Source organism: Tangfeifania sp., assembly GCF_055108615.1.
Window position 1 is genome coordinate 1 of sequence record NZ_JBSQIC010000006.1, and the last position, 22,889, is coordinate 22,889.

At 40.8% G+C, this 22,889-nt stretch carries 20 protein-coding genes; 13 read left to right on the top strand and 7 right to left on the bottom strand.

All coding sequences use genetic code 11. The features are described from left to right. From ACTCNA_RS02410 to ACTCNA_RS02450, 9 genes are all read left to right on the top strand, one after another. Window positions 1-352 (top strand): CBS domain-containing protein (locus ACTCNA_RS02410; RefSeq protein ID WP_462946303.1); only part of this gene is annotated, 352 nt, incomplete at its 5' end. Window position 353: 1 nt separating this feature from the next. Further along, window positions 354-1,217 (top strand): ABC transporter permease, encoded by an 864-nt coding sequence (locus ACTCNA_RS02415; RefSeq protein WP_462946304.1) that lies wholly within the window; start codon window positions 354-356, stop codon window positions 1,215-1,217. Window positions 1,218-1,243: 26 nt separating this feature from the next. Further along, window positions 1,244-2,110: a glycine betaine ABC transporter substrate-binding protein gene (locus tag ACTCNA_RS02420; RefSeq protein ID WP_462946305.1), complete on the top strand. Its 867-nt coding sequence runs from the start codon at window positions 1,244-1,246 to the stop codon at window positions 2,108-2,110. Window positions 2,111-2,503: 393 nt separating this feature from the next. Next, window positions 2,504-3,025 (top strand): VOC family protein, encoded by a 522-nt coding sequence (locus ACTCNA_RS02425; RefSeq protein WP_462946306.1) that lies wholly within the window; start codon window positions 2,504-2,506, stop codon window positions 3,023-3,025. A gap of 167 nt (window positions 3,026-3,192) precedes the next feature. Then, a complete protein-coding gene (gene trhA / locus ACTCNA_RS02430; RefSeq protein WP_462946307.1) occupies window positions 3,193-3,843 on the top strand; it encodes a PAQR family membrane homeostasis protein TrhA in 651 nt (216 codons plus the stop codon). A 131-nt stretch (window positions 3,844-3,974) separates the two neighbouring features. Continuing rightward, window positions 3,975-4,955, top strand: coding sequence for an isoaspartyl peptidase/L-asparaginase family protein (locus ACTCNA_RS02435; RefSeq protein WP_462946308.1), 981 nt, complete (start codon window positions 3,975-3,977; stop codon window positions 4,953-4,955). Window positions 4,956-4,973: 18 nt separating this feature from the next. Next, the gene (locus ACTCNA_RS02440; RefSeq protein ID WP_462946309.1) at window positions 4,974-7,037 is read left to right on the top strand and encodes a BatA domain-containing protein; all 2,064 of its coding nucleotides are present in this window, start codon (window positions 4,974-4,976) and stop codon (window positions 7,035-7,037) included. Window positions 7,038-7,140: 103 nt separating this feature from the next. Next, complete coding sequence (gene rocD / locus ACTCNA_RS02445; RefSeq protein WP_462946310.1) at window positions 7,141-8,364, top strand: ornithine--oxo-acid transaminase; 1,224 nt, start codon at window positions 7,141-7,143, stop codon at window positions 8,362-8,364. 125 nt (window positions 8,365-8,489) lie between these two features. Further along, window positions 8,490-8,720, top strand: coding sequence for a hypothetical protein (locus tag ACTCNA_RS02450; protein ID WP_462946311.1), 231 nt, complete (start codon window positions 8,490-8,492; stop codon window positions 8,718-8,720). On the opposite strand, the gene ACTCNA_RS02455 is transcribed toward ACTCNA_RS02450, so the two are convergent. The 4 genes from ACTCNA_RS02455 to ACTCNA_RS02470 form a co-directional block, all read right to left on the bottom strand. After that, window positions 8,715-9,266: an archaemetzincin family Zn-dependent metalloprotease gene (locus ACTCNA_RS02455; protein ID WP_462946312.1), complete on the bottom strand. Its 552-nt coding sequence runs from the start codon at window positions 9,264-9,266 to the stop codon at window positions 8,715-8,717. The genes ACTCNA_RS02450 and ACTCNA_RS02455 overlap by 6 nt on opposite strands. 70 nt (window positions 9,267-9,336) lie before the next feature. Then, window positions 9,337-10,686, bottom strand: coding sequence for a sigma-54-dependent transcriptional regulator (locus ACTCNA_RS02460; RefSeq protein WP_462946313.1), 1,350 nt, complete (start codon window positions 10,684-10,686; stop codon window positions 9,337-9,339). Then, the gene (locus tag ACTCNA_RS02465; RefSeq protein ID WP_462946314.1) at window positions 10,686-12,368 is read right to left on the bottom strand and encodes a sensor histidine kinase; all 1,683 of its coding nucleotides are present in this window, start codon (window positions 12,366-12,368) and stop codon (window positions 10,686-10,688) included. Before ACTCNA_RS02465 ends, ACTCNA_RS02460 begins: the two co-directional genes overlap by 1 nt. Window positions 12,369-12,469: 101 nt before the next feature. Further along, window positions 12,470-14,143 (bottom strand): substrate-binding domain-containing protein, encoded by a 1,674-nt coding sequence (locus tag ACTCNA_RS02470; RefSeq protein WP_462946315.1) that lies wholly within the window; start codon window positions 14,141-14,143, stop codon window positions 12,470-12,472. Between the two features lie 559 nt (window positions 14,144-14,702). Between ACTCNA_RS02470 and ACTCNA_RS02475 the strand changes: the two genes are divergently transcribed. Then, window positions 14,703-15,284: a superoxide dismutase gene (locus ACTCNA_RS02475; protein ID WP_462946316.1), complete on the top strand. Its 582-nt coding sequence runs from the start codon at window positions 14,703-14,705 to the stop codon at window positions 15,282-15,284. Window positions 15,285-15,336: 52 nt separating this feature from the next. Here ACTCNA_RS02475 and xylE read toward each other — a convergent pair whose 3' ends face one another. The 3 genes from xylE to ACTCNA_RS02490 all read right to left on the bottom strand — a co-directional run bounded on the left by xylE (window position 15,337) and on the right by ACTCNA_RS02490 (window position 19,695). Further along, complete coding sequence (xylE, locus tag ACTCNA_RS02480) at window positions 15,337-16,725, bottom strand: D-xylose transporter XylE (RefSeq protein WP_462946317.1); 1,389 nt, start codon at window positions 16,723-16,725, stop codon at window positions 15,337-15,339. Window positions 16,726-16,735: 10 nt separating this feature from the next. After that, window positions 16,736-18,064 carry a xylose isomerase gene (gene xylA / locus ACTCNA_RS02485; RefSeq protein ID WP_462946318.1) on the bottom strand — a complete coding sequence of 443 codons (1,329 nt, stop codon included), beginning with the start codon at window positions 18,062-18,064 and terminating at the stop codon, window positions 16,736-16,738. Window positions 18,065-18,207: 143 nt separating this feature from the next. Next, on the bottom strand, window positions 18,208-19,695 hold the full coding sequence (locus ACTCNA_RS02490) for a xylulokinase (protein ID WP_462946319.1): 1,488 nt from the start codon (window positions 19,693-19,695) through the stop codon (window positions 18,208-18,210). Between the two features lie 276 nt (window positions 19,696-19,971). Here ACTCNA_RS02490 and ACTCNA_RS02495 point away from each other — a divergent pair, with 276 nt between their 5' ends. From ACTCNA_RS02495 to ACTCNA_RS02505, 3 genes are all read left to right on the top strand, one after another. Beyond that, on the top strand, window positions 19,972-20,358 hold the full coding sequence (locus ACTCNA_RS02495) for a hypothetical protein (protein WP_462946320.1): 387 nt from the start codon (window positions 19,972-19,974) through the stop codon (window positions 20,356-20,358). Between the two features lie 9 nt (window positions 20,359-20,367). After that, a complete protein-coding gene (locus ACTCNA_RS02500) occupies window positions 20,368-21,588 on the top strand; it encodes an SIR2 family protein (protein WP_462946321.1) in 1,221 nt (406 codons plus the stop codon). A 308-nt stretch (window positions 21,589-21,896) separates the two neighbouring features. Beyond that, a complete protein-coding gene (locus tag ACTCNA_RS02505; protein ID WP_462946322.1) occupies window positions 21,897-22,802 on the top strand; it encodes a hypothetical protein in 906 nt (301 codons plus the stop codon). Window positions 22,803-22,889 lie beyond the last annotated feature (87 nt).

A 22,889-nucleotide genomic window follows, 5' to 3' on the forward strand; every position in this document is an offset into this window, starting at 1 on the left:
CAAAGGGGCAATACGTAAAATGCGTGATGTAGGGGTAGATGTTCTTCCGGTGGAAGACAATGAGGAAAAATTTTTGGGCTACGTGTGGCTCGAAGATATGCTGAAGCTCGAAAAAGAGAAAGCCAAAACTGTGGAGAGCGCCTTACATACAGAAGTTCCAAGTGTTTACAAACACTACACAGTTGAAGAAATGTTGCCGCTGATTACCGGTCACCATCATCCGTTGGCGGTTATTGACGAAGAAGATGGCAGATTACTTGGATTAGTCACACAAACTTCGTTAATTATAGAGTCAACCCGCTTTAATGACAAAGAGATGAATAAATTAATTGGAGAAGCAAACGAATTATAATATGGAAAAGATATTACCAATAGGAGAATATATCGAAAAAGGGATTAATTCACTTGAACAGAATTTATCCTTTCTCTGGAGTGCCATCGACGATGGTATTTCCTGGCTGGTGGAAAACATGAATGATTTGTTTCTTGCGATACCAGTTGTTGTCATTCTTGTACTAATTGCCTTAATTGCATACTATGTGAAAGCCGGCAACAAAATGTTTACCAAATCGGGGCTGAAAAAAGCGTACGGCCTTACAATTTTTGTCATTCTCGGGTTATTGCTGATATACGCAATGGGCTATTGGGAAGAAGCCATTCAAACCACCACACTGGTACTTGTTTCCACCATTATTGCACTAATACTCGGTATTCCGTTTGGAATTTGGTCGGCTAAAAGCAATACGGCTGATACCATAATACGTCCCATTCTCGACTTCATGCAAACTATGCCCGCCTTTGTTTACCTGATTCCGGCTATTTTCTTTTTCAGTGTGGGGAATACTCCTGGTGTTATTGCAACGGTAATTTTTTCATTGCCGCCATCAGTGAGGTTAACCAACCTCGGAATCAGAAATGTTCCGGGCGATGTAATTGAAGCCGGAAGGGCATTCGGGGCCAACGAAAACCAGATTCTGTTTAAAATTCAGTTACCATTGGCTATGCCTACAATTCTTGCAGGTATCAACCAGGTAATTTTACTTGCACTTTCTATGGTAGTAATTGCTTCCATGGTAGGCGCGAGAGGTCTGGGAAGTATTGTTTACCAAGGAATTCAGCAAAATGATATTGCAAAAGGATTTGAATCCGGTTTGGGAATTGTGGTTTTAGCAATGATCCTCGACAGGATTACACAATCCATAGGAAGTAAAAAATAAGTAGTAACCTTAAAAAACGAATAATTATGATGAAATTCAAAAAATTGCTGAGCTTATTAGTAGTGGCAGGACTTGTTTTTGCCATTAGCTCATGCGGTGGCGGATCAGGTTCAAAAGAAGAATCGAAAAAAGAAGTAACAATATTATACCCGAACTGGGGAGAAGGAATTGCTTTCACCCATTTGGCAAAAGTTGCCCTCGAAAACAACGGGTATAATGTTGAAATTATTAACCTCGAACCGGGATTAATATACGGCGAGCTGTCAAAAGAAGACTCAAAAGGTGATGTATTCATGGATGCATGGTTGCCACATACTCATGCCCCTTACTGGGAAGATTATGGCGACAAACTTGTAAAACTCGGGGAATCATTCAGTGGCGGAACTACCGGATTGGTTGTACCTTCTTATGTTGACATCAATTCGATTACCGAATTAAATGATCATGTTGACAAATTTGATGGTGAAATAATTGGTATTGGCAGCGGTGCCGGAATCCACGCCAATACACTAAAAGCCATCGAAGAATATGATCTCGATTTTGAACAGATTACATCCAGTGGCCCGGCAATGGTAGCCAGCCTTGAAAAAGCGGTGAACAACAACGAATGGATCGTGATCACCGGTTGGAAACCCCATTTCATGTGGGCAAACTTTGATATTAAATACCTTGACGATCCAAAAGATGTTTACCCAAAAGATGTTTGTGCCATAGTTTCAAGGTCCGGCTTTGAAGAAGATATGCCGGAAGCGGCACAATTCTTCAAAAACTTCAACCTGCGCGAAGAGCAGCTTTACAGCCTGATGGGCGCCATTGACATGGAAGGCGAAGAAGCCGGAGCAACAAGATGGTACGAAGCCAACAAAGACATGGTTGACGGCTGGTTTGAATAACAAGACAGAAAGATAGTATCAGATTATCACTAGTTTGAATTAAAAAACCCGGGAGCTTTTTTCTTCCGGGTTTTTTATGTGCAAAAATTCATTGCTTTTTTAATTTTTGAGATCCCAGGAAAGGTTATTATTGTTTCGACTTAAAATACCGCCGCAGCAAAACCTTTTTCAAATCGCGTACAATTACCTGGTGGGCAATAATATCGATGTGTGAATAGTGAGGAAGTTCCATAAAACACATTTCAAAATTGAATGGTCAATGTACGATAAAACATCCAAAACCTGAAGTACGGATAAAAATAATCTCAGCAATTACTGTAAAAATTCAATATAATTTTTCCAAAAGAAATTTATTACTTTAGCTGCTGATAATAACTTTTAAAATCAAAATCCATGAAAAATTTATTTACTGCCATCATCCTGATTTTTATTTCAACACATGCAATTGCCCAAATGGCCCCTGCACCTGAAGAATTCAGCAATCCTACCATAAGTGTAGGCGTGGTTGTTTCCGATCTCGATGAATCGCTTGATTTTTATACCAATGTAATTGGAATGACCCAAACCGGGGCATTTGGTGTTGATGGCGAAAATGCCAAAAAGCTTGGGCTGTCGGACGGACGATCGCTCAATGTTAAAATACTGAAGCTCGAAGACAGCCAACAGGCCAGCGAGTGGAAACTGATGAGCTTTGGAAAAAAAGCCAATCACCCGGATCAAAAATATATTCACGACGATACAGGGATGCAGTACATTACCCTTTTCGTGAATAATATTGCCCCGTTTATTGAAAGAATGAATAGTCATAACATCAAAATATTGAGCAAAGAACCTTCCGTTCTCGAGGATGGCCGAAAATACATTCTTGTTCAGGATCCGGATGGTACTTTCATCGAAATTATAGGTTCGATTTAAGTATTTCAGCAAACCAATTTAACGCCACCAGCTTTAAATTCCGTGTTAACCAAATACATTCCCAATTGTTATTATAATGGGCGAAATGCATATTTTGAGCGGATAAATCTTGCTAATCCCGAATAAAATATAAATTTGTTTGAAACGTTATTACAGTTAGTTTTTATATGAATAAAAATAAATCACATTACCGCAGTTTAACCCTGGAAGAAGAAATTTTCAACAGCATCACCCACGGAATTGGGGCTTTGCTTAGCATCGCCGGCCTAGTAATTTTAACCGTTTATGCTGTTAACAAAGGAAACACCTGGCATGTGGTTAGTTTCTCCATTTTCGGGGCTTCGCTGTTTTTACTCTACCTCTCCTCCACGTTATACCACAGTTTTACAAAAGCCAAAATTAAAAACCTCTTTGCCCGGTTCGACCATTCCGCGATATTTTTGCTCATTGCCGGAACCTACACCCCATTTGTGTTGACCACCATACGCGGCCCGCTCGGGTGGACACTTTTTGGCATTGTTTGGGGACTGGCAGTGATTGGAATTGTCATTCGCTCCATCTACCTCACCCGTTTTCGTAAACTTATGGTTGGTGTGTATGTTGCCATGGGCTGGATGTTTCTGGTGGCAATTGTGCCCATGATAAATAATTTGCCTGCTTCGAGCATTACCTTTTTATTTATCGGAGCCGGCTGCTATTCACTGGGTGTAATTTTTTATGCCTGGCGCAACCTGAAATACGGACACGGAATCTGGCACCTGTTTGTGCTGGGCGGTAGTATTTCCCATTTCTTTTCAGTGCTTTACATCCTCAATTAAATAATTCATTCAACCTGAAAAATACTGCTTCCAAAAAAGTTGAGGTGCAAACTGCAAAAAAGTATCCCTGCAAATTGCTGTCATTTAATTTAATTATTTCATTTTTGTATTGTTTCCAAAAAACAGTAAAAATGAAGTTTAAATTTTTATTGATAATTGCCCTGTTTTGGGCATCTGTATTCAACACCAGCGGACAACAAAAATATGCCCTTGTTATTCATGGGGGAGCTGGTGTAATGTCAAAATCAGCCATGAGCCCGGAGCGGCAGGCTGAATACAAAGCCACCCTGAACGAAGCTCTCCAGCTCGGGGAAAAACGATTGAAAGAAGGCGCTGAAGCCCCCGATGTTGTTGTAGAGGTCATCCAGGTTCTCGAAAACTCGCCGCTGTTTAATGCCGGCAAAGGGGCCGTTTTTACCAGCGAGGGCAAAAACGAGCTGGACGCTTCCATTATGGAAGGCAAAACACTGAATGCAGGAGCCGTTGCCGGAGTGCGCGATATTAAAAATCCGATTAAGGCAGCACGCGAAGTAATGGAGCATTCAGAACATGTTTTTCTGAGTGGTGAGGGAGCTTCGCAATTCGCAAAAGAAAGAGGGCTTGAAATTGTGAAGAACAAATACTTTTATACTGAATCGCGCTACCAATCGTTAAAACGACTGCAAAAAAGGGAACGGGAACGCACCGAAAAAGACAACACCGGCACAGTTGGTTGTGCCGTCCTCGACACCTACGGGAATCTTTGTGCAGGGACATCAACCGGCGGAATGACCAACAAAAAGTATGGCCGCATTGGCGATTCGCCTGTTATCGGGGCCGGCACTTATGCCAACAATAAAACATGCGCTGTTTCGTGCACTGGTCACGGCGAATATTATATCAGGCTTGGGTTTGCCCGCGACATTTCGGCGCTCATGGAATACAAAAACCTGAGTGTAGCAGAAGCCTGCCGCGAAGAAATCAGGAAGCTCAGCGAAATGAACGGAACGGGAGGTGTCATCGGACTCGATGCCAACGGAAACATTGCCATGGATTTCAACACCAGCGGAATGTTTCGCGGCTTTGTGAAATCAACCGGTGAAAAAGAAATCGCCATCTTCAAAAACAAATAAGAACATCAGACAAGAACTATGAATTTTCTTTATCCAACATTTCTTTTCGCACTTTTCGCAGTAATTATACCTGTTATTATACACCTGTTCAGTTTCAGGCGTTATAAAACAGTTTATTTCAGCCATGTTGGATTTCTGAAAAACATAAAAAAAGAATCGAAAAGAGAATCGCGCCTCAAGCAAATCCTCATGCTTATTGCACGAATTCTCACCATTGTTTTTTTGGTTTTTGCTTTTGCACAACCTTACATTCCTGTAGGAAACGAAACCCGGCAAACGTCAAACAATATTGTGGGAGTTTACGTCGATAACTCGTTCAGCATGAACGCCCTGTCGGAACAAGGCCAACTACTGGAACGCACCCGCAACAAGGCCGCCGAAATCGCACAGGCCTATCCTCCTGGTACAAAATTCAGGCTGTTTACCAACGACCTTGAACCGCGCCACCAAAACCTGCTTAACAAGGAACAGTTTATCCGCCAGGTGGCCGACATCAGTCCCTCCCCCGGGGTAATCCCGCTTTCGTTAATCTATAACAGGCTGAATATTGAAACCCGGAACAACGAGGAAGGTGCTCAAAATACGCTCTATTTCATTTCCGATTTTCAGCGCAGCATAACTGATCCTGAAAATTTTGAAGATGAATCTACTTTCAGCTACTTTCTTCCGATGACCCCCAACCAGGTGAACAACCTTTTTATCGATTCATGCTGGGTGGAAGTGCCTGCCCACGGTTTAAAACAGGAAGAGAATATTTACGTAAAAATTAAAAACAGTTCGAACGAAGATTACCAAAATCTTCCGTTAAACCTCTACCTCAACGATTCGTTAAAATCAATTACCAATTTTTCGGTAAATGCCCAAAATGAAATTACGGCCAGCCTGAAATACACCAACGTTACAGGAGGCATTCAGTTGGGCAGAGTTGAAATAACCGATTACCCGTTTACACACGACAACACATGGTACCTCAGCTATTACGTGGAGCCAAAACTCAAGGCACTGGCCATTTTCAATAATAGTCAGGAATCGCAGGAAGGATTGGGTTACATCGCGGCACTTTTTGAAAACGACGACTATGTTGAACTTGACCAGATGAACATGCGAAGCCTGCAAATCAGCCGGCTGGCAGAGTACAATACCATTTTTCTGGTAAATCCCGAAAGCTTTTCCTCCGGCTTTTTAAACCAACTCGCTGCTGCCACCGAGAATGGGTCGTCTGTGGTACTATTCCCGCACAAAGGTGAAAATCCTTCGTTCAACAATACATTTTTATCACGGTTTGGGGCGGCAACTGTTAACGGCACCGATACCTCCCGTCAGGAAATTTCGGGCATCGATTTCGAAAACCGGTTTTTCAGGGATGTTTTCAGGGAAAGAGAAGACAACGCGCTGCTGCCGGAAATAAACGGGCATTTAAAATTTCAGGAAAACACACGTACTGCCGAAACAAATTTACTGTGGTTCCAAAATGGCGACAAAGCCTTGTCGGTTATGCCATACGGGAAAGGAAAAGTGTGGACTTTTGCTTTTCCGCTGAACAAAGAGAATGAATCGTTTGCCCGCGATATTTTGTTTGTGCCATCGCTTTACAATATTGTGCTGAACAGTTTACCCGATCAGCAAATTTCGCAAACGCTGGGCACAGACAATACTTATCTGCTGCCTGCACGGAGTAATGTCGGCCTGGAAGAATCGCCCGAAATTGAAAACCGTGAAACCGGCGACCGGTTTATTCCCGGCGTTAACATTACCGAACAAGGCACCCGCCTCGATTTGGGAGGCCAGATTAAAACCGCTGGCCACTACCTGGTAAAAAATAACGACGAAACCATTGCGGCACTCGCTTTCAATTACGACCGCCAGGAATCGGACTTCCGTTTTTTTGAGACGGAAGAATTAAAAAACAGGCTGGAAGCAACCAATCTCGAAAATGCTTCGGTAATTGAAAATGTAACGGAAAATTTCTCGGAAATTTACAATGAACTAAGCAAAGGAAAACAGCTTTGGAAATGGTGCATTTTATTTGCCTTGTTTTTCATTTTAAGCGAAGTTTTAATCGCCCGTTTCTGGAAAAGTTAGCTTTGAAAACCGAAATTAATTTCTGTGCTTTTAAACACTACCGGGAATTTTGAAAATCTCCCTGGAAGTTGTAAATCTGCAACCAAATTTTAAAAAATCTATCATGTCTAAATTATCATCAAAAGATTACATAGCCAAAGAGGAAAAATTTGGTGCCCACAACTACCACCCCCTACCTGTGGTGTTATCGAGGGGTGAAGGCATTTTTGTATGGGATGTGGAAGGGAAACGCTATTTCGATTTCCTTTCGGCCTACTCTGCTGTAAACCAAGGACACAGCCATCCGAAAATTATCGAAGCCCTTACCCAACAAGCTTCGACACTTGCGCTCACTTCCCGCGCATTTTACAACGATGTGCTGGGCGATTGGGAAGAATACATGACCAAATTATTTGGTTACGACCGCATGTTACCCATGAACTCAGGAGCCGAAGCGGATGAAACAGCCCTCAAACTGGTGCGCAAGTGGGCATACAAAGTAAAAGGAATTCCGAAAAACGAAGCCAAAATTGTGGTTTGCGACGGTAATTTCCACGGGCGTACCATCACCATTGTTTCCATGTCGTCCGATCCGGATGCCTACAGCCATTATGGGCCGTACACGCCAGGGTTTGTAAACATTCCTTACAACGATGCGGAACGGCTGGAGGAAGAGTTGAAAGATCCCAATGTGGCAGGTTTTCTGGTGGAACCCATTCAGGCCGAAGCAGGCGTTTATGTGCCTGAAGACGGGTATTTGAAAAAAGCTTCGGAACTGTGTGAAAAATACAATGTTTTGTTTGTTGCCGATGAAATTCAGACTGGCCTGGCACGCACCGGCAAGATGCTGGCCTGCGACCACGAAAATGTGCGTCCCGACATCCTCGTTTTGGGGAAAGCACTCTCAGGTGGCGTTTACCCGGTTTCATGCGTTCTTGCCGACGACGAAGTTATGCTCACCATTAAACCGGGCGAACACGGCAGTACCTATGGCGGAAACCCGATTGCCGGGAAAGTAGCCATGACGGCGCTCGACGTTATCCGGGAAGAAAAGCTGGCTGAAAATGCAGCACGGCTTGGCGAAATTTTCAGGAATGAAATGAAATCCATAAAATCGGAAATGATTGAAACGGTAAGAGGAAAAGGATTGCTGAATGCCGTTGCCATCAAGCCGGTCCATGGAAAATCGGCGTGGGATATTTGCCTGGCCTTAAAAGAAAATGGCCTGATTGCCAAACCTACCCACGAGAATATTATCCGGTTCACTCCCCCACTGGTAATTACCGAAGAGCAAATGATGGAAGCCATCCGCATTATCAAAACAACATTCAAAGAGATGGGAATTTAATCTCAGGTGAACTGATTGCCATTTCCGATTTCTTCCATTTTTCAATTGATACATTACTCCGGATTGATCTTTCTTCGCTCAGGGAAAGCCAGTTGCAAACCATTGAAAACGGAAATGACATTTTTGTGAAAGGCAACGAAATGAGGGTGCTTGCCACAACCGTTACCCCACAGAATGAAGATAACGTGGAGCTGGTTTCCATAAAGGCAAAAGCCGGTTACACCACCGGGTATTTCGATCCGGAATTCATTGCCGGGTTTCCGGCTTTTCAACTGCCGTTTTTGTCCAAAAACAAAAAGTACAGAACATTTCAGATTTCAGGAGATTCAATATTGCCCATAAAAGAGAAATTATAACGGCTCGCCATGGAGTGCCTGGTCCAGTTGTTTTTTGCATGTAGCACAAAACCGGGCATTTTTTTCATCCACTTCTTCAATGTAGGTGCTCGAACGCATAACACAAACGGGAGAGGTGCAGTGCGTTAAACCAAACGTGTGCCCCAGCTCGTGAATAATCTCTTTACAAAATCGTTCAAAAAGCAGGTTTTCATCGTTTTTCAATCCGTAAAGTTCATTTTCCAGGCGATACAGCGACACAATTCCCACATTTCCTTTGTAAACAGCCTGCCCGATAACAAACGTAAGAATTGGGATAAACAGATCGACCTGGAAAAGCCCGATGGTTTTTGAGCCGTTGTTGCCATATTTTTCATGAATAAATTTTATGAGCCCGTTGGCATTGTACTGGCGGCGAATGGGATCATAAAAGCTGGTCAGCACACCGTAATTAATATCGAAACCTACAGGTACCCCAAATTCTGATTTAACAGCAGCAGCAACTTTCTCCAAAAAATCGCTCCCAAACTGCCCGAATGAAATGAATAATATACGCTGTTTACTCAAAAAAATAATTCTTTACGGATAATGAAAATCAATTATTGTAACTCTTCCGGTAATTTTCGTTCAGAGAAACCTACTTGTTCCCGTCCGGATTTTTCAGGTCGTATTTTTTAATTTTATTGTACAATGTAACGCGGTCAACTTTCAGCACTTTGGCCGACCGGCTTATGTTCCAGTCAAATTTATTGAGCGTTTGCAAAATGTGTTTCCTTTCCAGTTCCGAAAGGCTTTCGGAAGAATCAACCGGCGCATTCGCTTTCATGGGCAGGTCTTTGATCCTGATTTCTTTTCCGTTACCAACCACAATGGCGCGTTCAATCATATTTTCCAGCTCGCGCACATTTCCCGGAAAGTCGTACTGTTCCAGCCGTTTCATGGCAGCAGGTTCAATGGAAATGAGATCGCGGCTCATGTTGGTACAGTATTTTTTAATGAAATAGTTTACCAGCAGCGAAATGTCACCGGGCCGTTCGCGCAATGGAGGAATGTTAATATTGACCACATTCAGGCGATAGTAGAGGTCTTCCCTGAAAGTCCCCTGCTCCACCATCTTTTTCAAATCCCTGTTGGTGGCACAAATTACCCTGAAGTCAGACTTGATTTCCTTATTACCGCCAACGCGCACAAATTTTTTGGTTTCGAGAACCCGCAGCAGTTCGATCTGCATTTTCCCTGAAATGGTGGCTATTTCGTCCAGGAAAATTGTTCCGCCGTCAGCAATTTCAAAGCGTCCTTTGCGGTTGAACATGGCACCGGTGAACGCCCCTTTTTCGTGTCCAAACAGTTCGCTTTCAAGCAAATCTTCTGATAATGCACCGCAATGCACCGTCACCAGCGGGAAAAACTTACGCGACGAATTGGAGTGAATGGCCCTGGCAATTAGTTCTTTCCCGGTTCCGCTTTCGCCGGTAATAATCACCGATGAGTTGGACTGGGAAACATTCTCCACCTCTTTTAGCACCTGCATCATTGGCTGGCTGTTGCCCACAATATCCTCGATGTTTTCCAGGTTCGTTTCCTTATTTTTGAAATTTTCAGCCTCGGCCTTTTGCTCAATTTGTGTGGCTGCATTCCGGATTAAATGAGACAGGTCGTCCGGGTCGAAGGGTTTTGTAATATAATCGTAGGCTCCGTCCTTCAACGCCTGAACAGCTGTTTCAACCGATGCAAAAGCAGTCATAATAATTACAATGGCTTCGGGGCTCAGTGTTTTAATGCGCCGGTGCATTTCCAGCCCGTCCATGCCGGGCATTTTAATATCGGCCAAAATAATGTCAAAGTTTTCCGATTCGAGCATGGTAAGTGCTTCCTTTGCATTTTCGGCACACTTCACATTAAAACCATCTTCAATAAACCAATTGTAGAGTGAATCTCTGACCGATTCCTCGTCATCAACAATTAAAAGTGAAATTGCGTTTGTCATTATTCAATTTTTAATTTTTTTGCCAGCGGTAAAATTACCGACATCGTTGTTCCTTTTCCCTGTTCCGACTCAACATCCACTTTTCCTTTGTGGCTTTGCACAATTCCGTGAACGATGGCCAGGCCGAGGCCAATTCCGCTCGATTGCCTTTTGGCCGAGAAAAATGGCTGGAAAATGTGTGAAATATCCTCGGGCGAGATTCCCACCCCATTATCAACAATATCAACTTTAAGGTGCTCCTCGTCGGGGTTGCTCGTTTTTATAAGTATTTCCCCGTTTTCGTCCACTGCTTCCGAGGCGTTTACAAGCAGGGCCAGGTAAATCTGCTTCATCTGGTTTTCGTTGCAGTAAACCAAATCATTTCCGGCAGCCAGTTCCGTGTAAAAGTTGATATTTTTCATTTTCATCTGGTGTTCAATCAACTCATAGGTTTCCTTCAAAATATTGTGCATGTGGTTATTTGAAAAATCCTCCTGGTCTTTCCGCGAGAAATCCATCAAACCTTTCACAATTTCGCCACATCTTTTTGTTTCGGCCTCAACAACCTTTAAATGCTTAAGCAACGAACCGGATAAATCGGGATTCAAATTGAGCCGGTTTACTTTTTTCGAAATCAGTTTAATGTAGGTTAAAATGCTAGAAAGCGGATTATTCAGCTCGTGTGCAACCGACGACGAAAGTTTTCCCAACGAGGCAATACGTTCAATATGAATTAGTTCATTCTGAATTTCAGAAAGTTCTTCAGATTTCTTCTGTACTTTGTATTCCAACTGGTGCGACCAGTTTTCGAGTTCTTTATTGGCGGAATCGAGGTTATCGAGCATGGTGTTGAATGCCATGGAAACCATTTTCATATCGTCGAGCAGGTTGGGTCTAATTTCCAGACGGCGCTTACGGTCTCCACTGGCCACGGCTTCGCTGGCTGTTATAATGGCGCTCAGCGGTTTGCGAATTTTTCGGTTGGTAAACAGAATTAAAAAAGTAACCAAAAGAAAAGTAGCCAAAGCAGCCAAAAGAAAAAATTCGGTTGACGATTTTGAAACGGCCGAATCCAGTGAGTGCAGCGGAACTTTTATAATGAGCGAGCCTAGCTCTTCTTCATCCGGGCTGTGGGCATGGCAGGCAGCGGTGTAACACGAGGGTTCGTTTAAAATAGGCGAACGAATGAACAGCTGCCGGTGCCCCTGGTTCGTTACACTCATGTTGCAGGCCGTTTCAAAATCAATAATCCGGTACGTTTTTTCGGTGTACGGAAACATTTCATTGAAATCAGTGTGGCAGCTCTTGCAATCCGGGTCGCTGTGTACAAGCGTATCGGAATAAACTGAAGTATAAACCAGATCGTTATCCTGGTCATAAAGATTTACCTCATCGACACCCGACATATTATTGATAATATCGAGGGTGCTTTGAAGGGCATCGTTGTCGTTTTTCAGCATGGAATAATACAGCGAACCCTCAATAATGGAACCGATATCGTTGCCACGCTGCCTGATTATCGTGTCGAGATATTCGCCGTAAACCGAATTAAAAATTGCACCATACGCAAAGTAAAGTATAAACGATAAAATGGTGATTGTGTAAATCACACGCGCGTATATCGACGATTTAAACCGCAAATATTTGTATGCAAATGACTTTAACTTATTTCGTTTTTGGTTCGTCTTTTTCGATTTTGTCATTTCTGATTACTTATATACACATATCAACAGAACTTCACTCTCTCTCAAAAAATCAGACAGCAGAAGTTCCGGTACCAATCACCATTTATCTTTCAATTCCATTATAGTTTTGAAGCATCAATAAAATGCTTCTGGAAATCTTCCCAAACTTCAGGAGAGAGGTCTTGTAAAACGGCATCGGAAAATTCTCCTCCATCCTGGTAAATTACATGGCCGGTTAAATTTGAGTGTACCGATTCGGCAAAAAAATCCCTGAGCCGGGTAAACTCACCTTTTATCCACTCCCTGTAATCCTGTGCCATTTTTAAAAACTTAATTTCGCGCAGCCAGTTGGCAGGTTCAATGGCATAAACCCACCCCTCTTTAAACGGCGAGCTGTTCACTGCCGACGGTTCGCCGACGAGCGATTCGTTCATCTGCCGGATGGTGCCCGAAACAGGTGCATACAGCACAATCTGTTTGCCATTTTGAATCAATGTCATTACCGGATCGTTCTTTTTAATTCTCTCTCCCGGATTTTTCATTTTTATGCGCGTGAATGCTCCGGTAACATGCTGCAGAAAGTCGTCAATTCCCAATCTGACGGTTCCATCTCTTTCCATGTACACCCAGGTGTGCGTTTTGTCAAAGTACAATCCTTCCGGCACCTGGAGAGAGCTTTCTGTCAGTGGCCCCTGCATTTTTACTGGGGCAGTTCTCATACCTTCTTCCACACCAGCACTCAACAAAGGCGGAATAAATATAAGCAATCCGATCCCGGCAAAAAAAGCGATAATGAACAGTGTTACCCTGTTATTGGCTTTGTGTTCATCAACCGGCTCAACAGCAAGCTGTTGGGGTTGTAATTTATTAAGTTTCGCAGGCTTCTCGTTAGTAACCAACTCTGTGTAACCTGAATTTTCAAGAAACTGTTGTCCGCCGGTTAATACCCAGCTCACAAAATCAGTAACGTTTTCGTTTTGGTGAACGGCAGGCATAATGGTGTAAATATTGCTGACAAGTTCACCCGGATGTTTGCCAATCCACACTCCGCGCCTGAAATCGCTGAGGCTGCCATAAATCTTCTCGGTGAAATCAATCGCATTATTGCCATTCCGGTCGATTGGTAAAAGCCGGATGCCGGCAATTAGTCCATCTTTCTCTGAATTCAGGACATCAGTCAGCCGGCAAAAACCGATGGCAAATTTATCACCCTGAACAATTTTAATCAGCTCGCTGGCCGGCTGTGCTGTCAATTCCTGAAAAACGGAAGGTTTTACGTCGGTAAAAAAAGCCACTGCGTCAAATACCGAAACTTCATTAGCAACAAAAACCGGAGTAGAATTAGTTTCGTTGTTTTTCAACAAAGTGCCCCAGTCGCTTGGTTCATTGCCAGTTAAAATTGCATTTAATTTTGTCGCTGAAATACCTTGTCTCTCAATTTCATCAAAATAAGGATTTTGAGCATTAATTACAGGAACAACTATTTCGCGACCAATTAACAGTTTTAAAAAGGACTGATCCACTTCCTTGCTTGCCTTACCTGAAGTAAAGCCCAAATCAAATTCCTTGTTCATCAACTCTTCAAAATCACTTCCAGGTGCTGACTCAATTTGAAAAGTTACGTCCGTATTTACTTTTGAATATTCTTCAATTAATGTTTTGGAAAGGGTATTTAAATCAGAAGTTGTCAATACCGAAACTTTATTTTCAGCGGTATTTTGAGCAGTTATACCTGTTGGGCCAAATAAAAGCACTATTAGCAAGCAGGCGTATAAAATATTTTTATTCTTCATGGCACTAATTTTTAATTCTTCAAAAAAATGAATTAGTTTTAAAAAAACTATTCAATACCGCTAATCCAATTATAATACCAAAGGGAAAAACTAACACAAAACACTAACCTTAAGATGATTAACTAAAAATAATTTAATAATTAATCAATGAAAACTGTTGAAATTATTTACACATAGTTTCATTAAAGAATCTGAACACTGACTTACAATCAGTTAAGCTCGCTGTTTAATTTTTATACAACTGTATAAAATTTCAACACTATTTTGGAAAATTAAGCAAAATATGAGGTTCGGCAAAAAGATAAAATACAGTTAACAGGCAGATTACCCAGGATAAACAGCAGAAATAAAATATTCATTTCCAACCTGCCACCACCAATTAAACTGATTAACAAAGCAATATAAATTAGTGAGTGAAATAAAACATTTGAAATTTCAACTGAGCACTGTTTATTTAAACTCAATTAAAATTACCTGAAAAGCTAATCTTTTTAACTAACAAAACGTTTAAACATGATGAAAAACAAAAAACAATTATTCACTTTTAAACTAAAAAATTATGTCATTTGAATTACCAAAATTACCCTACAGCAAAAATGCCCTGGAACCTTACATTAGTGAAAAAACCATAGAATTCCATTATGGCAAGCACCACCAGGCTTATGTTACCAAAGTAAATGCTCTCTCCGAAGGAACACCCTTTGAAAATGCGTCGCTTGAAGAAATCATCAAAAAAGCTGAAGGCGGGATTTTCAATAATGGTGCCCAGGTTTGGAACCACACGTTTTACTTCTTCCAGTTTAGTCCTGACGGCTGCAAAGAGCCCAAAGACGAACTAAAAAAGGCTATTGAAGCAAAGTTTGGCTCCTTTGAAAAATTTAAAGAAGAGTTCTCGAATGCAGCAGCCACGTTGTTTGGATCGGGCTGGGCCTGGCTGGTAAAAAACCAAAACGGTGAGCTCGAAATCGTGCAAACGGCCAATGCCGGGAATCCACTTCGTGACGGCAAAACCCCACTGCTTACCTGCGACGTGTGGGAACATGCCTATTACCTCGACAAACAAAATGCGCGTCCGAAATATATCGAGGATTTCTGGAAAATTATTGACTGGAAAGTAATTTCAGAACGTTATTCAAAATAAAACAGTGAAAAAAACCGGAGTTTCAAATTGAAATTCCGGTTTTTTCATGCTGTTAATCTTTCGGCTTATCCCAAAGTTCTTCCATTTCTTCCAATGTTTTCCCTTTTGTTTCGGGTACCATTTTCCAAACGAAAATGAGCGATATAATACTCATCAGCCCGTAAAATCCGTAGGTGAAACCTCCACTAAATTCCATCATAGCAGGATAAGTGGAGGAGATAAAATAGTTGGCCGCCCATTGCGCTGCAACAGCAATAGCCACTGCCTTTCCCCTGATTTTATTGGGGAATATTTCAGAAATCAACACCCAGGTAATCGGCCCCCACGACATCATAAAAGAAGCGGTGTAGATGATAATAAACACAAGAGTGCCTATTCCGATGATTTTCATGAATGCCAGTGCGGAAATGGCAAACATACCTATTGCCATACCAGCCGAACCCACAATAAGCAAGGGTTTGCGCCCCCATTTATCCACCGTGAAAATGGCTACCACCGTAAAAATCACATTCACCAGTCCCATTATCACAGTTTGCAACAGCGAAGCGTCTTTTGCAGCCCCCATACTTTCGAAAATACGCGGGGCATAATACAACGCTACGTTAATACCAACAAACTGCTGAAAAACGGAAAGCAAAATACCAATCACAATTATTTTCTTTCCGAAAGAGAACAGCTTTGGTGATGAGTGGTGGCTTAGGCTGCTTTTGATATCAGCCATAATCAGTTTTGCCTTTTCTGTTCCGTTGATTCGTGTCAGAATCTCCAGTGCCTTGTCGTCGCGGTTGGCAAGCGACAAATAGCGTGGCGTTTCCGGCACAAAAAACAACAGGATACCGAACAAACCCGCAGGGATTGTTTCCGAAAGGAACATTCGCCGCCAGCCAATGGTATTAATCCATTCGAGCGTTTGCCCGTTGGCAATTCCCCAGTTCACAAAATAAACCACCAGCATACCAAAAATAATGGCGAACTGGTTGAGCGAAACCAATTGTCCGCGAATATGGGCAGGAGCCATTTCGCCAATATACATGGGACTTACTGCCGATGCCAGGCCGACTCCGATTCCGCCGATAACCCGGTAAAAGTTAAACATGAGCAACAGCCCGATTGAAGGTTCTCCTTTTTCGAAGAAGATAAACTCCGGGTAACCGGAGCCCATTGCCGAAAGAAAAAACAAGAAGGCTGCAATCAAAAGTGTTTTTTTTCTTCCTAAAGCAGATGCCAGAACGCCCGACAAAAGGCCGCCGATAATACAACCAATGAGGGCACTCGATGTGGTCAGGCCGTGTATCAGGGAACTAAGCCCCTGACTTTCGACCAGGTAGGCCTGAATTGATTTTTCAGCACCGGATATTACAGCCGTGTCGTATCCAAAAAGTAACCCGCCGAGGGTAGCTACAAATGTAATTGCGATGATATATAACCGGTTATTCTTCATTTAAAACAAATTAAATATACCAGTTAATCATCTGCTCGAGCAGCTCCTGTTTTCCACTGATACGTTCGGGTTCACCAACTTCTTTGGCCATTTCATGCAGATCTTCCAGGGTGAGTTTACCGGCCTCAAAATCGGCACCTCTGCCACCGTCAAACGAAGCATAACGTTTTTTGCGCATTTCCAGGTAGTCCGATTCATTCAATATTTTATCGGCGATAATCAGGGCGCGTGCAAAAACATCCATTCCTGAAATATGTGCTATAAAAATGTCATCCATGTCGGTAGAATTCCGGCGTGTTTTTGCATCGAAATTAATACCTCCGTTGGTGAAACCACCCGCCTGTATGATTTCCATCATGGCTTCGGTAACTTCGTACACATTGGTTGGAAACTCATCGGTATCCCAACCGTTCTGGTAGTCGCCTTTGTTGGCATCGATTGAACCGAGCAGTCCTGCATCGGCAGCCATACGCAGGTCGTGCGCAAAAGTATGGCCCGCAAGTGTGGCATGGTTTACTTCCACGTTCAGTTTAAAATCTTTATCGAGACCATAATGACGCAAAAAGCCAATTACTGTCTGCGCATCATAATCGTACTGATGTTTTGTTGGCTCCATGGGTTTGGGTTCGACCAAAAATGTACCTTTAAATCCTTGCTTGCGGCCATAATCGCGGGCCATTGAAAGCATCTTGGCCAGGTGTTCAATTTCGCGTTTGGTATCGGTGTTGTGCAAAGTCATGTAACCTTCGCGACCGCCCCAAAATACGTAATTGGTGCCGCCCAGTTCAATGGTTGCGTCAATGGCATTTTTTATTTGTGCAGCCACGTTTGTAAGCACATTGAAATCGGGATTGGTAGCAGCCCCGTTCATGTAGCGTGGGTCAGAAAAAACATTGGCCGTTCCCCAAAGCAGCTTCACCCCCGAAGCAGCCTGTTTTTGTTTGGCAATTTCCACCATTTTTCCGAGCCGTTTCTCTACATCGAAAACCGAACCTTCGCCGCCGGCCATGTCCACATCGTGAAAACAGTAATGCGGGATGGTAATTTTTGTGATGAATTCAAAAGCAGCATCCATGCGTTCTTTGGCTGCATCCAACGGATTGGAAGCACCGTCCCACGGAAATACCTGTGCACCGGGTCCAAATGGATCTTCGCCGGTTCCGCAGAAAGTATGCCAGTAGGCAACCGCAAACCGCAGGTGTTCTTTCAGTGTTTTTCCGCCAACTACCCTGTTTTCATCGTACCATCTAAAAGCCAGCGGGTTTCTTGAATCCGGGCCTTCGTATTTTATCTGGCCAATGCCCGGAAAATACTCTTTGTTTCCTTTTAATACTTCCATCTTGTATAATTTTTATGAATGAATAAAAACTTTTAATTTTTAATGGCTAAAGCCTGTTTCCATAGATTTTTTTTTGCACCCGGCTTAAGCCGGGTGTTAGATTTTTTCCGATAAAAAAATAGCTTTAGCGTTTAAATTTCAGCTTATTTTTTTAATCCTTTATTTAATTGATATGCCCATTTCTTATAAGCATCTTCATATTCCTGTTTCTTCGAATTGTCAGGCTCAACCGTTTCCAGTTTGGTGAGGTTTGAAAATGCTTCAGCAGGCGATGCATAATATCCCGAGCCAATTCCGGCTCCGCGGGCAGCTCCTACCGAACCATCGGTATTGTATAATTCGATGGTTGCACCGGTTACACCAGCCAACGTATCCCTGAATACAGGGCTCAAAAACATATTGGCTTTTCCTGCGCGAATAACAGAAGCGTTGATTCCAATCCCCTGCATAATATCCATACCGTATTTAAACGAGAAAACAATGCCTTCCTGCGCAGCACGCAACAGGTGGCTTTTATCATGAATATTAAAATTTATTCCGCTGAAAACCGATCCTATATTTTTGTTGTTCAGCACGCGCTCGGCCCCGTTTCCAAAAGGCAGAATTGTTACACCTTTTGAACCGGCCGGAACCTTTGCAGCCAGTTCGTTCATCGCTTCGTACGATAAACTGTCCCCCACCTGACGTTTCAGCCAGGCATTCAGAATACCGGTACCGTTGATGCAAAGCAGCACGCCGAGGCGCGGATCATCTTTGCTGTAGTTTACATGGGCAAATGTATTTACCCGTGATTGCGGATCATATTTCACCTCGTCGCTCACCCCGTAAACCACACCCGATGTACCGGCAGTAGCGGCAATTTCTCCCGGATTCAGCACATTCAGCGACAGTGCATTATTGGGCTGATCGCCGGCACGGTAGCTGACTTTCGTTTTTGCAGAAAGACCCAATTCTGCCGCAACTTCTTTTGTAAGTTGTCCCTGGCTGGCAAACGTGGGGACAATATCAGGGATGATATCTTCTGAAAAACCATAGTTTTCGAAAAGCATCTTCGCCAGGCTATTCTTCTGAAAATCCCACATTATTCCTTCCGACAATCCACCAATTGTAGTCTGAGCTTCGCCGGTGAGCTTCATGGCAATGTAATCGCCGGGAAGCATTATTTTCCAGACTTTTTCAAACAATTGCGGCTCGTTGTCTTTCACCCATTTCAGTTTCGATGCAGTAAAGTTACCGGGTGAATTCAGCAGGCTCGACAAACAGCGTTCTCCGCCAATTTCTTCAAAAGCTTTGTCGCCAATGGATGCCGCACGGCTGTCGCACCAGATAATCGACGGCCGAATCACCTGTTTGATTTTATCCACCATCACGAGCCCGTGCATCTGGTACGAAATACCTATGGATTCAATATCATTAGGGTTCACCTGCGACTCTTTCAACACATCGGCCAGGGCCAGTTTCAGGTTTTTCCACCATAATTCGGGGTCTTGTTCTGCCCAGTCGGGTTGTTGAGCAGTAATTTTCATTTCTTCTTTCGGATGGAAAGAAGTAGCCTCGCATTTTCCTGTTTCACCATTTAAAAGCGACACTTTTACGGAAGAACTTCCCACATCAAATCCAAGTAGGTACATGTTTTATAATGATTTAGGTTACTATTTCAAATTGAACTGTTCTGTTCTGGTATGGTACCAAAAGTAGCTGCAAATTACATGGATTCAAAATACAAAAAAATGTTATAAAACATGTTCTCTTAAAGGAACCGTTCTTTTCTTTCAGAGAACGGTTCCTTTGGTGCTTACTTCCACTTTTGTTTTCATCACCAAGCCAACAATACACCATCGTTTTTTCAACAATGATTTATTTTGTGGGATTGGTTTTGTAAATTGGGAATTTTAAAACCTGAAAATATGAAAAAAATTATTTTTGATTATCTGAAAACATACGGATTTGATTTGCAAAAGATATTAGAATCAAATAATAAATCTGGAAAAGATTATTTTAAAAGACCTACCGATACTTTCATGGATAAATATCGTGTTAATTTTACAATTGAAAGCAAGGAGGATGGTATTGATATTTACATAAGTAGTTCGCCTGAATTATCTGATTTGTCAGTTTTTCATGAATTCTCAAAAGGATTGATTGAAATAATTAATCAGAATTCAGAAAAAAAGGTTGAAAAATCAGAACTAAATGAAAGTTGGTTCGGATGGGAGTCAAAGGATTTTCCCATAAGTTTTGGAGTTAAGGATGAATTTTTTCAGTTTAATTCCCGTATAACAATCAATAAATAATACTTAACTATGATAACTACTCTTCTAACCGGGGCAGGTGCAGTTTTAGATTGGAATGCTCCAACTACAAATGAACTGACTAACATGTTGAAAATTGATGAAACTTTTAAAACGAAAGATGGAACTCCAGTAGGCAACTGTCTTTTCGATTTATTACAAGAAAAAAACAATTATGATATTAACTTCGAACACATAATTAATTTAGTTGAATCCATTTACAATTATATCGATAAAAGGGAAAGTAAAATTCAATTGAGCAATTCCGTTTTTACCAAATTGGATGATACTTTTGAGAACAAATTATTTGACTTTGAAAACATCTACATAAAAAAAGAAAATGGGTATTTTTACCCAACAGAAGATGATGTAGTAAATTGTTTTAGTACTCGTGCTGGTTATTTAAAAAGAATTTATGATCATTACATAAAACTAATTGCTGAAAAAATCTCTGAATATGAACAAAACATAGAAAATTTTGAAGAATTAAATAAATCTTTTAAAAACTTTCTTATTGCCTGTAAAAACCCCTGGTTACGTTTTTATACAACAAATTACGACAGACTTCCTCTTCTATCAACAAGATTGAAATTTTTTGAGGGATTTTCAACTGACAGAGTAAAAAAGCCAGAACTTGATTCTTTAAAAATTAACAATCTCCGGTTAAGAAACTGTTATTACAATCTACACGGATCTATTCATTTTAACCATGAAGGGAAAAGAATATTTAATGAAACTGACAGTAAATTTACTATGCCTGAAGTTTACCAGGAACAGATAAGTCAAACCGGAGAAATATTATTACGATCAAGTATTTTAACCGGCATGAATAAAAGTTCCAGGATTTTGTTCTCACCGCACCAACAATATTATAATGCATTTTACAATGATTGCTTTCGTAGTGATTTTTTAATCATTGTTGGTTATTCTTTTTCAGATATACATATCAATCAAGCAATAAAAGAAGTCATAAAAGAAAAGAATGGAAATTTAAAAATACTCATAATAGATTATTGGAAAACAGAGGATCAATTTGTTAAGCTATGGGAAAAGATGAGCAAATTGGGGTTAGGATTTTATAGATGGGATTTTTGTCCTGAAAAGTTAATAAAAGCACCTACTGCATCACACTTTCTTTTCGGGAATGGATTTAAATCACTGTTAAGCAGAAAAGACATTATAGATATTTTTTTACCAAATAAATGGAAACAAAAAGCAAAAATAAATCATTAGACTTAATAAAAAACCAAGGAATTGCCAAAACTGAAAATTCCCTTCAGATTGCTAATAAGTTTATTTTATAGGATGTATAAAGAGTAGAAGACGAGATAGTTGAAGACTGTTTTAAAGAAAGACTGAAAAGTTTTTTTTAAGTTTAATTGATCACGAAAATCACTTTAATAAAGGAAAAAACTGAAGTAGCATAGTTACTGAGAGGCACAAAATGAATTAGAATGGAAACTGCTTTATGTTTATTTTAAGAATCTTGAACCTATATAAATATCGATAATAAGAAAATTAATAATTAAAAAACATTTAAAATGATACATGTAGGAATTGAAAATTTGATTAATGATTTTGATTATTACAATCAAAAGTACAAAGATTTTTTTTTTCATAAAGGTCACCTTTTAAAGGAAAAGTTAACATTTTATAATGTTGGAATTGCTATAGAAAGATTTAGTTATTTGAATGAAATGATTAAAAATGTTAAAACTATCAGGTATGAAAATTATAGTATTGAGGTTGCCTCTAATACGCTAATAATTTCAATACCCATAAAAGAAGCATACGAGTTTGTTAAAGATGAAGGTAAAAGTATTATTTTAAAAAAGAGCGAACCTATTTTAAAATTAATTTTAGATTTTCAAATGAAATTTAATTGTTATTTCCGTATTACGATTGATGATAACTCTATCAAATATGAGATTATTCCTGTTTTTGAGATTCATCAATTTGTTTTAGCGGTTAACAATACTCAAAACTTAATGGATATAAAAAAATTCGCTGAAAACAATTCAATAAAAATTGAGTATGGCGACATTGAGAAAAAAATTCTATTTTATAACCCTCACTTAAAGAATATTTTAGTTTGGGAAAACTTTGTTCTAAATTCAATTGTATATTGTTCTCGACAGGGTTATTCAAATTCGTGGTCAATTGATAAAAACGGATATACAATTAAAAAAGAAATAATCTTGCAAGATTCTAATTATTACAGATTAAAATATAATGAAAGTTTTGGAATAGATAAGGTTATGGTGGAAGATATAGATAAATGGAAACAACTTGTTTTAAAAGATTATTATTATTGCAAGGACTTAGATAGTAAATATGAAGATTTACTGTTTTATCGAAGCCAACAATATAGTGATTTTGAACAATTTTCTGATAGAGATGCCTTTGATGACGATGAGCAATACAATGATTTTTTATTGGGTAGATAATCGTCGAAAAATTATTGCATTATATCTACATCAATTCATTGCGAAAAACAAACTTAAAACCAAGGAAAATTAAATAAAGAATAGCCC

What these genes read in the sequence shown, in the direction of transcription:
- ACTCNA_RS02475 (WP_462946316.1), top strand. Translation starts at nt 14,703, where the DNA reads ATGTCATTTGAATTACCAAAATTACCCTACAGCAAAAATGCCCTGGAA.
- ACTCNA_RS02425 (WP_462946306.1), top strand. Translation starts at nt 2,504, where the DNA reads ATGAAAAATTTATTTACTGCCATCATCCTGATTTTTATTTCAACACAT.
- xylE (WP_462946317.1), bottom strand. Translation starts at nt 16,725, where the DNA reads ATGAAGAATAACCGGTTATATATCATCGCAATTACATTTGTAGCTACC.
- ACTCNA_RS02415 (WP_462946304.1), top strand. Translation starts at nt 354, where the DNA reads ATGGAAAAGATATTACCAATAGGAGAATATATCGAAAAAGGGATTAAT.
- ACTCNA_RS02490 (WP_462946319.1), bottom strand. Translation starts at nt 19,695, where the DNA reads ATGTACCTACTTGGATTTGATGTGGGAAGTTCTTCCGTAAAAGTGTCG.
- ACTCNA_RS02505 (WP_462946322.1), top strand. Translation starts at nt 21,897, where the DNA reads ATGATACATGTAGGAATTGAAAATTTGATTAATGATTTTGATTATTAC.
- ACTCNA_RS02440 (WP_462946309.1), top strand. Translation starts at nt 4,974, where the DNA reads ATGAATTTTCTTTATCCAACATTTCTTTTCGCACTTTTCGCAGTAATT.
- trhA (WP_462946307.1), top strand. Translation starts at nt 3,193, where the DNA reads ATGAATAAAAATAAATCACATTACCGCAGTTTAACCCTGGAAGAAGAA.
- ACTCNA_RS02435 (WP_462946308.1), top strand. Translation starts at nt 3,975, where the DNA reads ATGAAGTTTAAATTTTTATTGATAATTGCCCTGTTTTGGGCATCTGTA.
- ACTCNA_RS02465 (WP_462946314.1), bottom strand. Translation starts at nt 12,368, where the DNA reads ATGACAAAATCGAAAAAGACGAACCAAAAACGAAATAAGTTAAAGTCA.
- xylA (WP_462946318.1), bottom strand. Translation starts at nt 18,064, where the DNA reads ATGGAAGTATTAAAAGGAAACAAAGAGTATTTTCCGGGCATTGGCCAG.
- ACTCNA_RS02500 (WP_462946321.1), top strand. Translation starts at nt 20,368, where the DNA reads ATGATAACTACTCTTCTAACCGGGGCAGGTGCAGTTTTAGATTGGAAT.
- ACTCNA_RS02420 (WP_462946305.1), top strand. Translation starts at nt 1,244, where the DNA reads ATGATGAAATTCAAAAAATTGCTGAGCTTATTAGTAGTGGCAGGACTT.
- ACTCNA_RS02470 (WP_462946315.1), bottom strand. Translation starts at nt 14,143, where the DNA reads ATGAAGAATAAAAATATTTTATACGCCTGCTTGCTAATAGTGCTTTTA.
- rocD (WP_462946310.1), top strand. Translation starts at nt 7,141, where the DNA reads ATGTCTAAATTATCATCAAAAGATTACATAGCCAAAGAGGAAAAATTT.
- ACTCNA_RS02495 (WP_462946320.1), top strand. Translation starts at nt 19,972, where the DNA reads ATGAAAAAAATTATTTTTGATTATCTGAAAACATACGGATTTGATTTG.
- ACTCNA_RS02460 (WP_462946313.1), bottom strand. Translation starts at nt 10,686, where the DNA reads ATGACAAACGCAATTTCACTTTTAATTGTTGATGACGAGGAATCGGTC.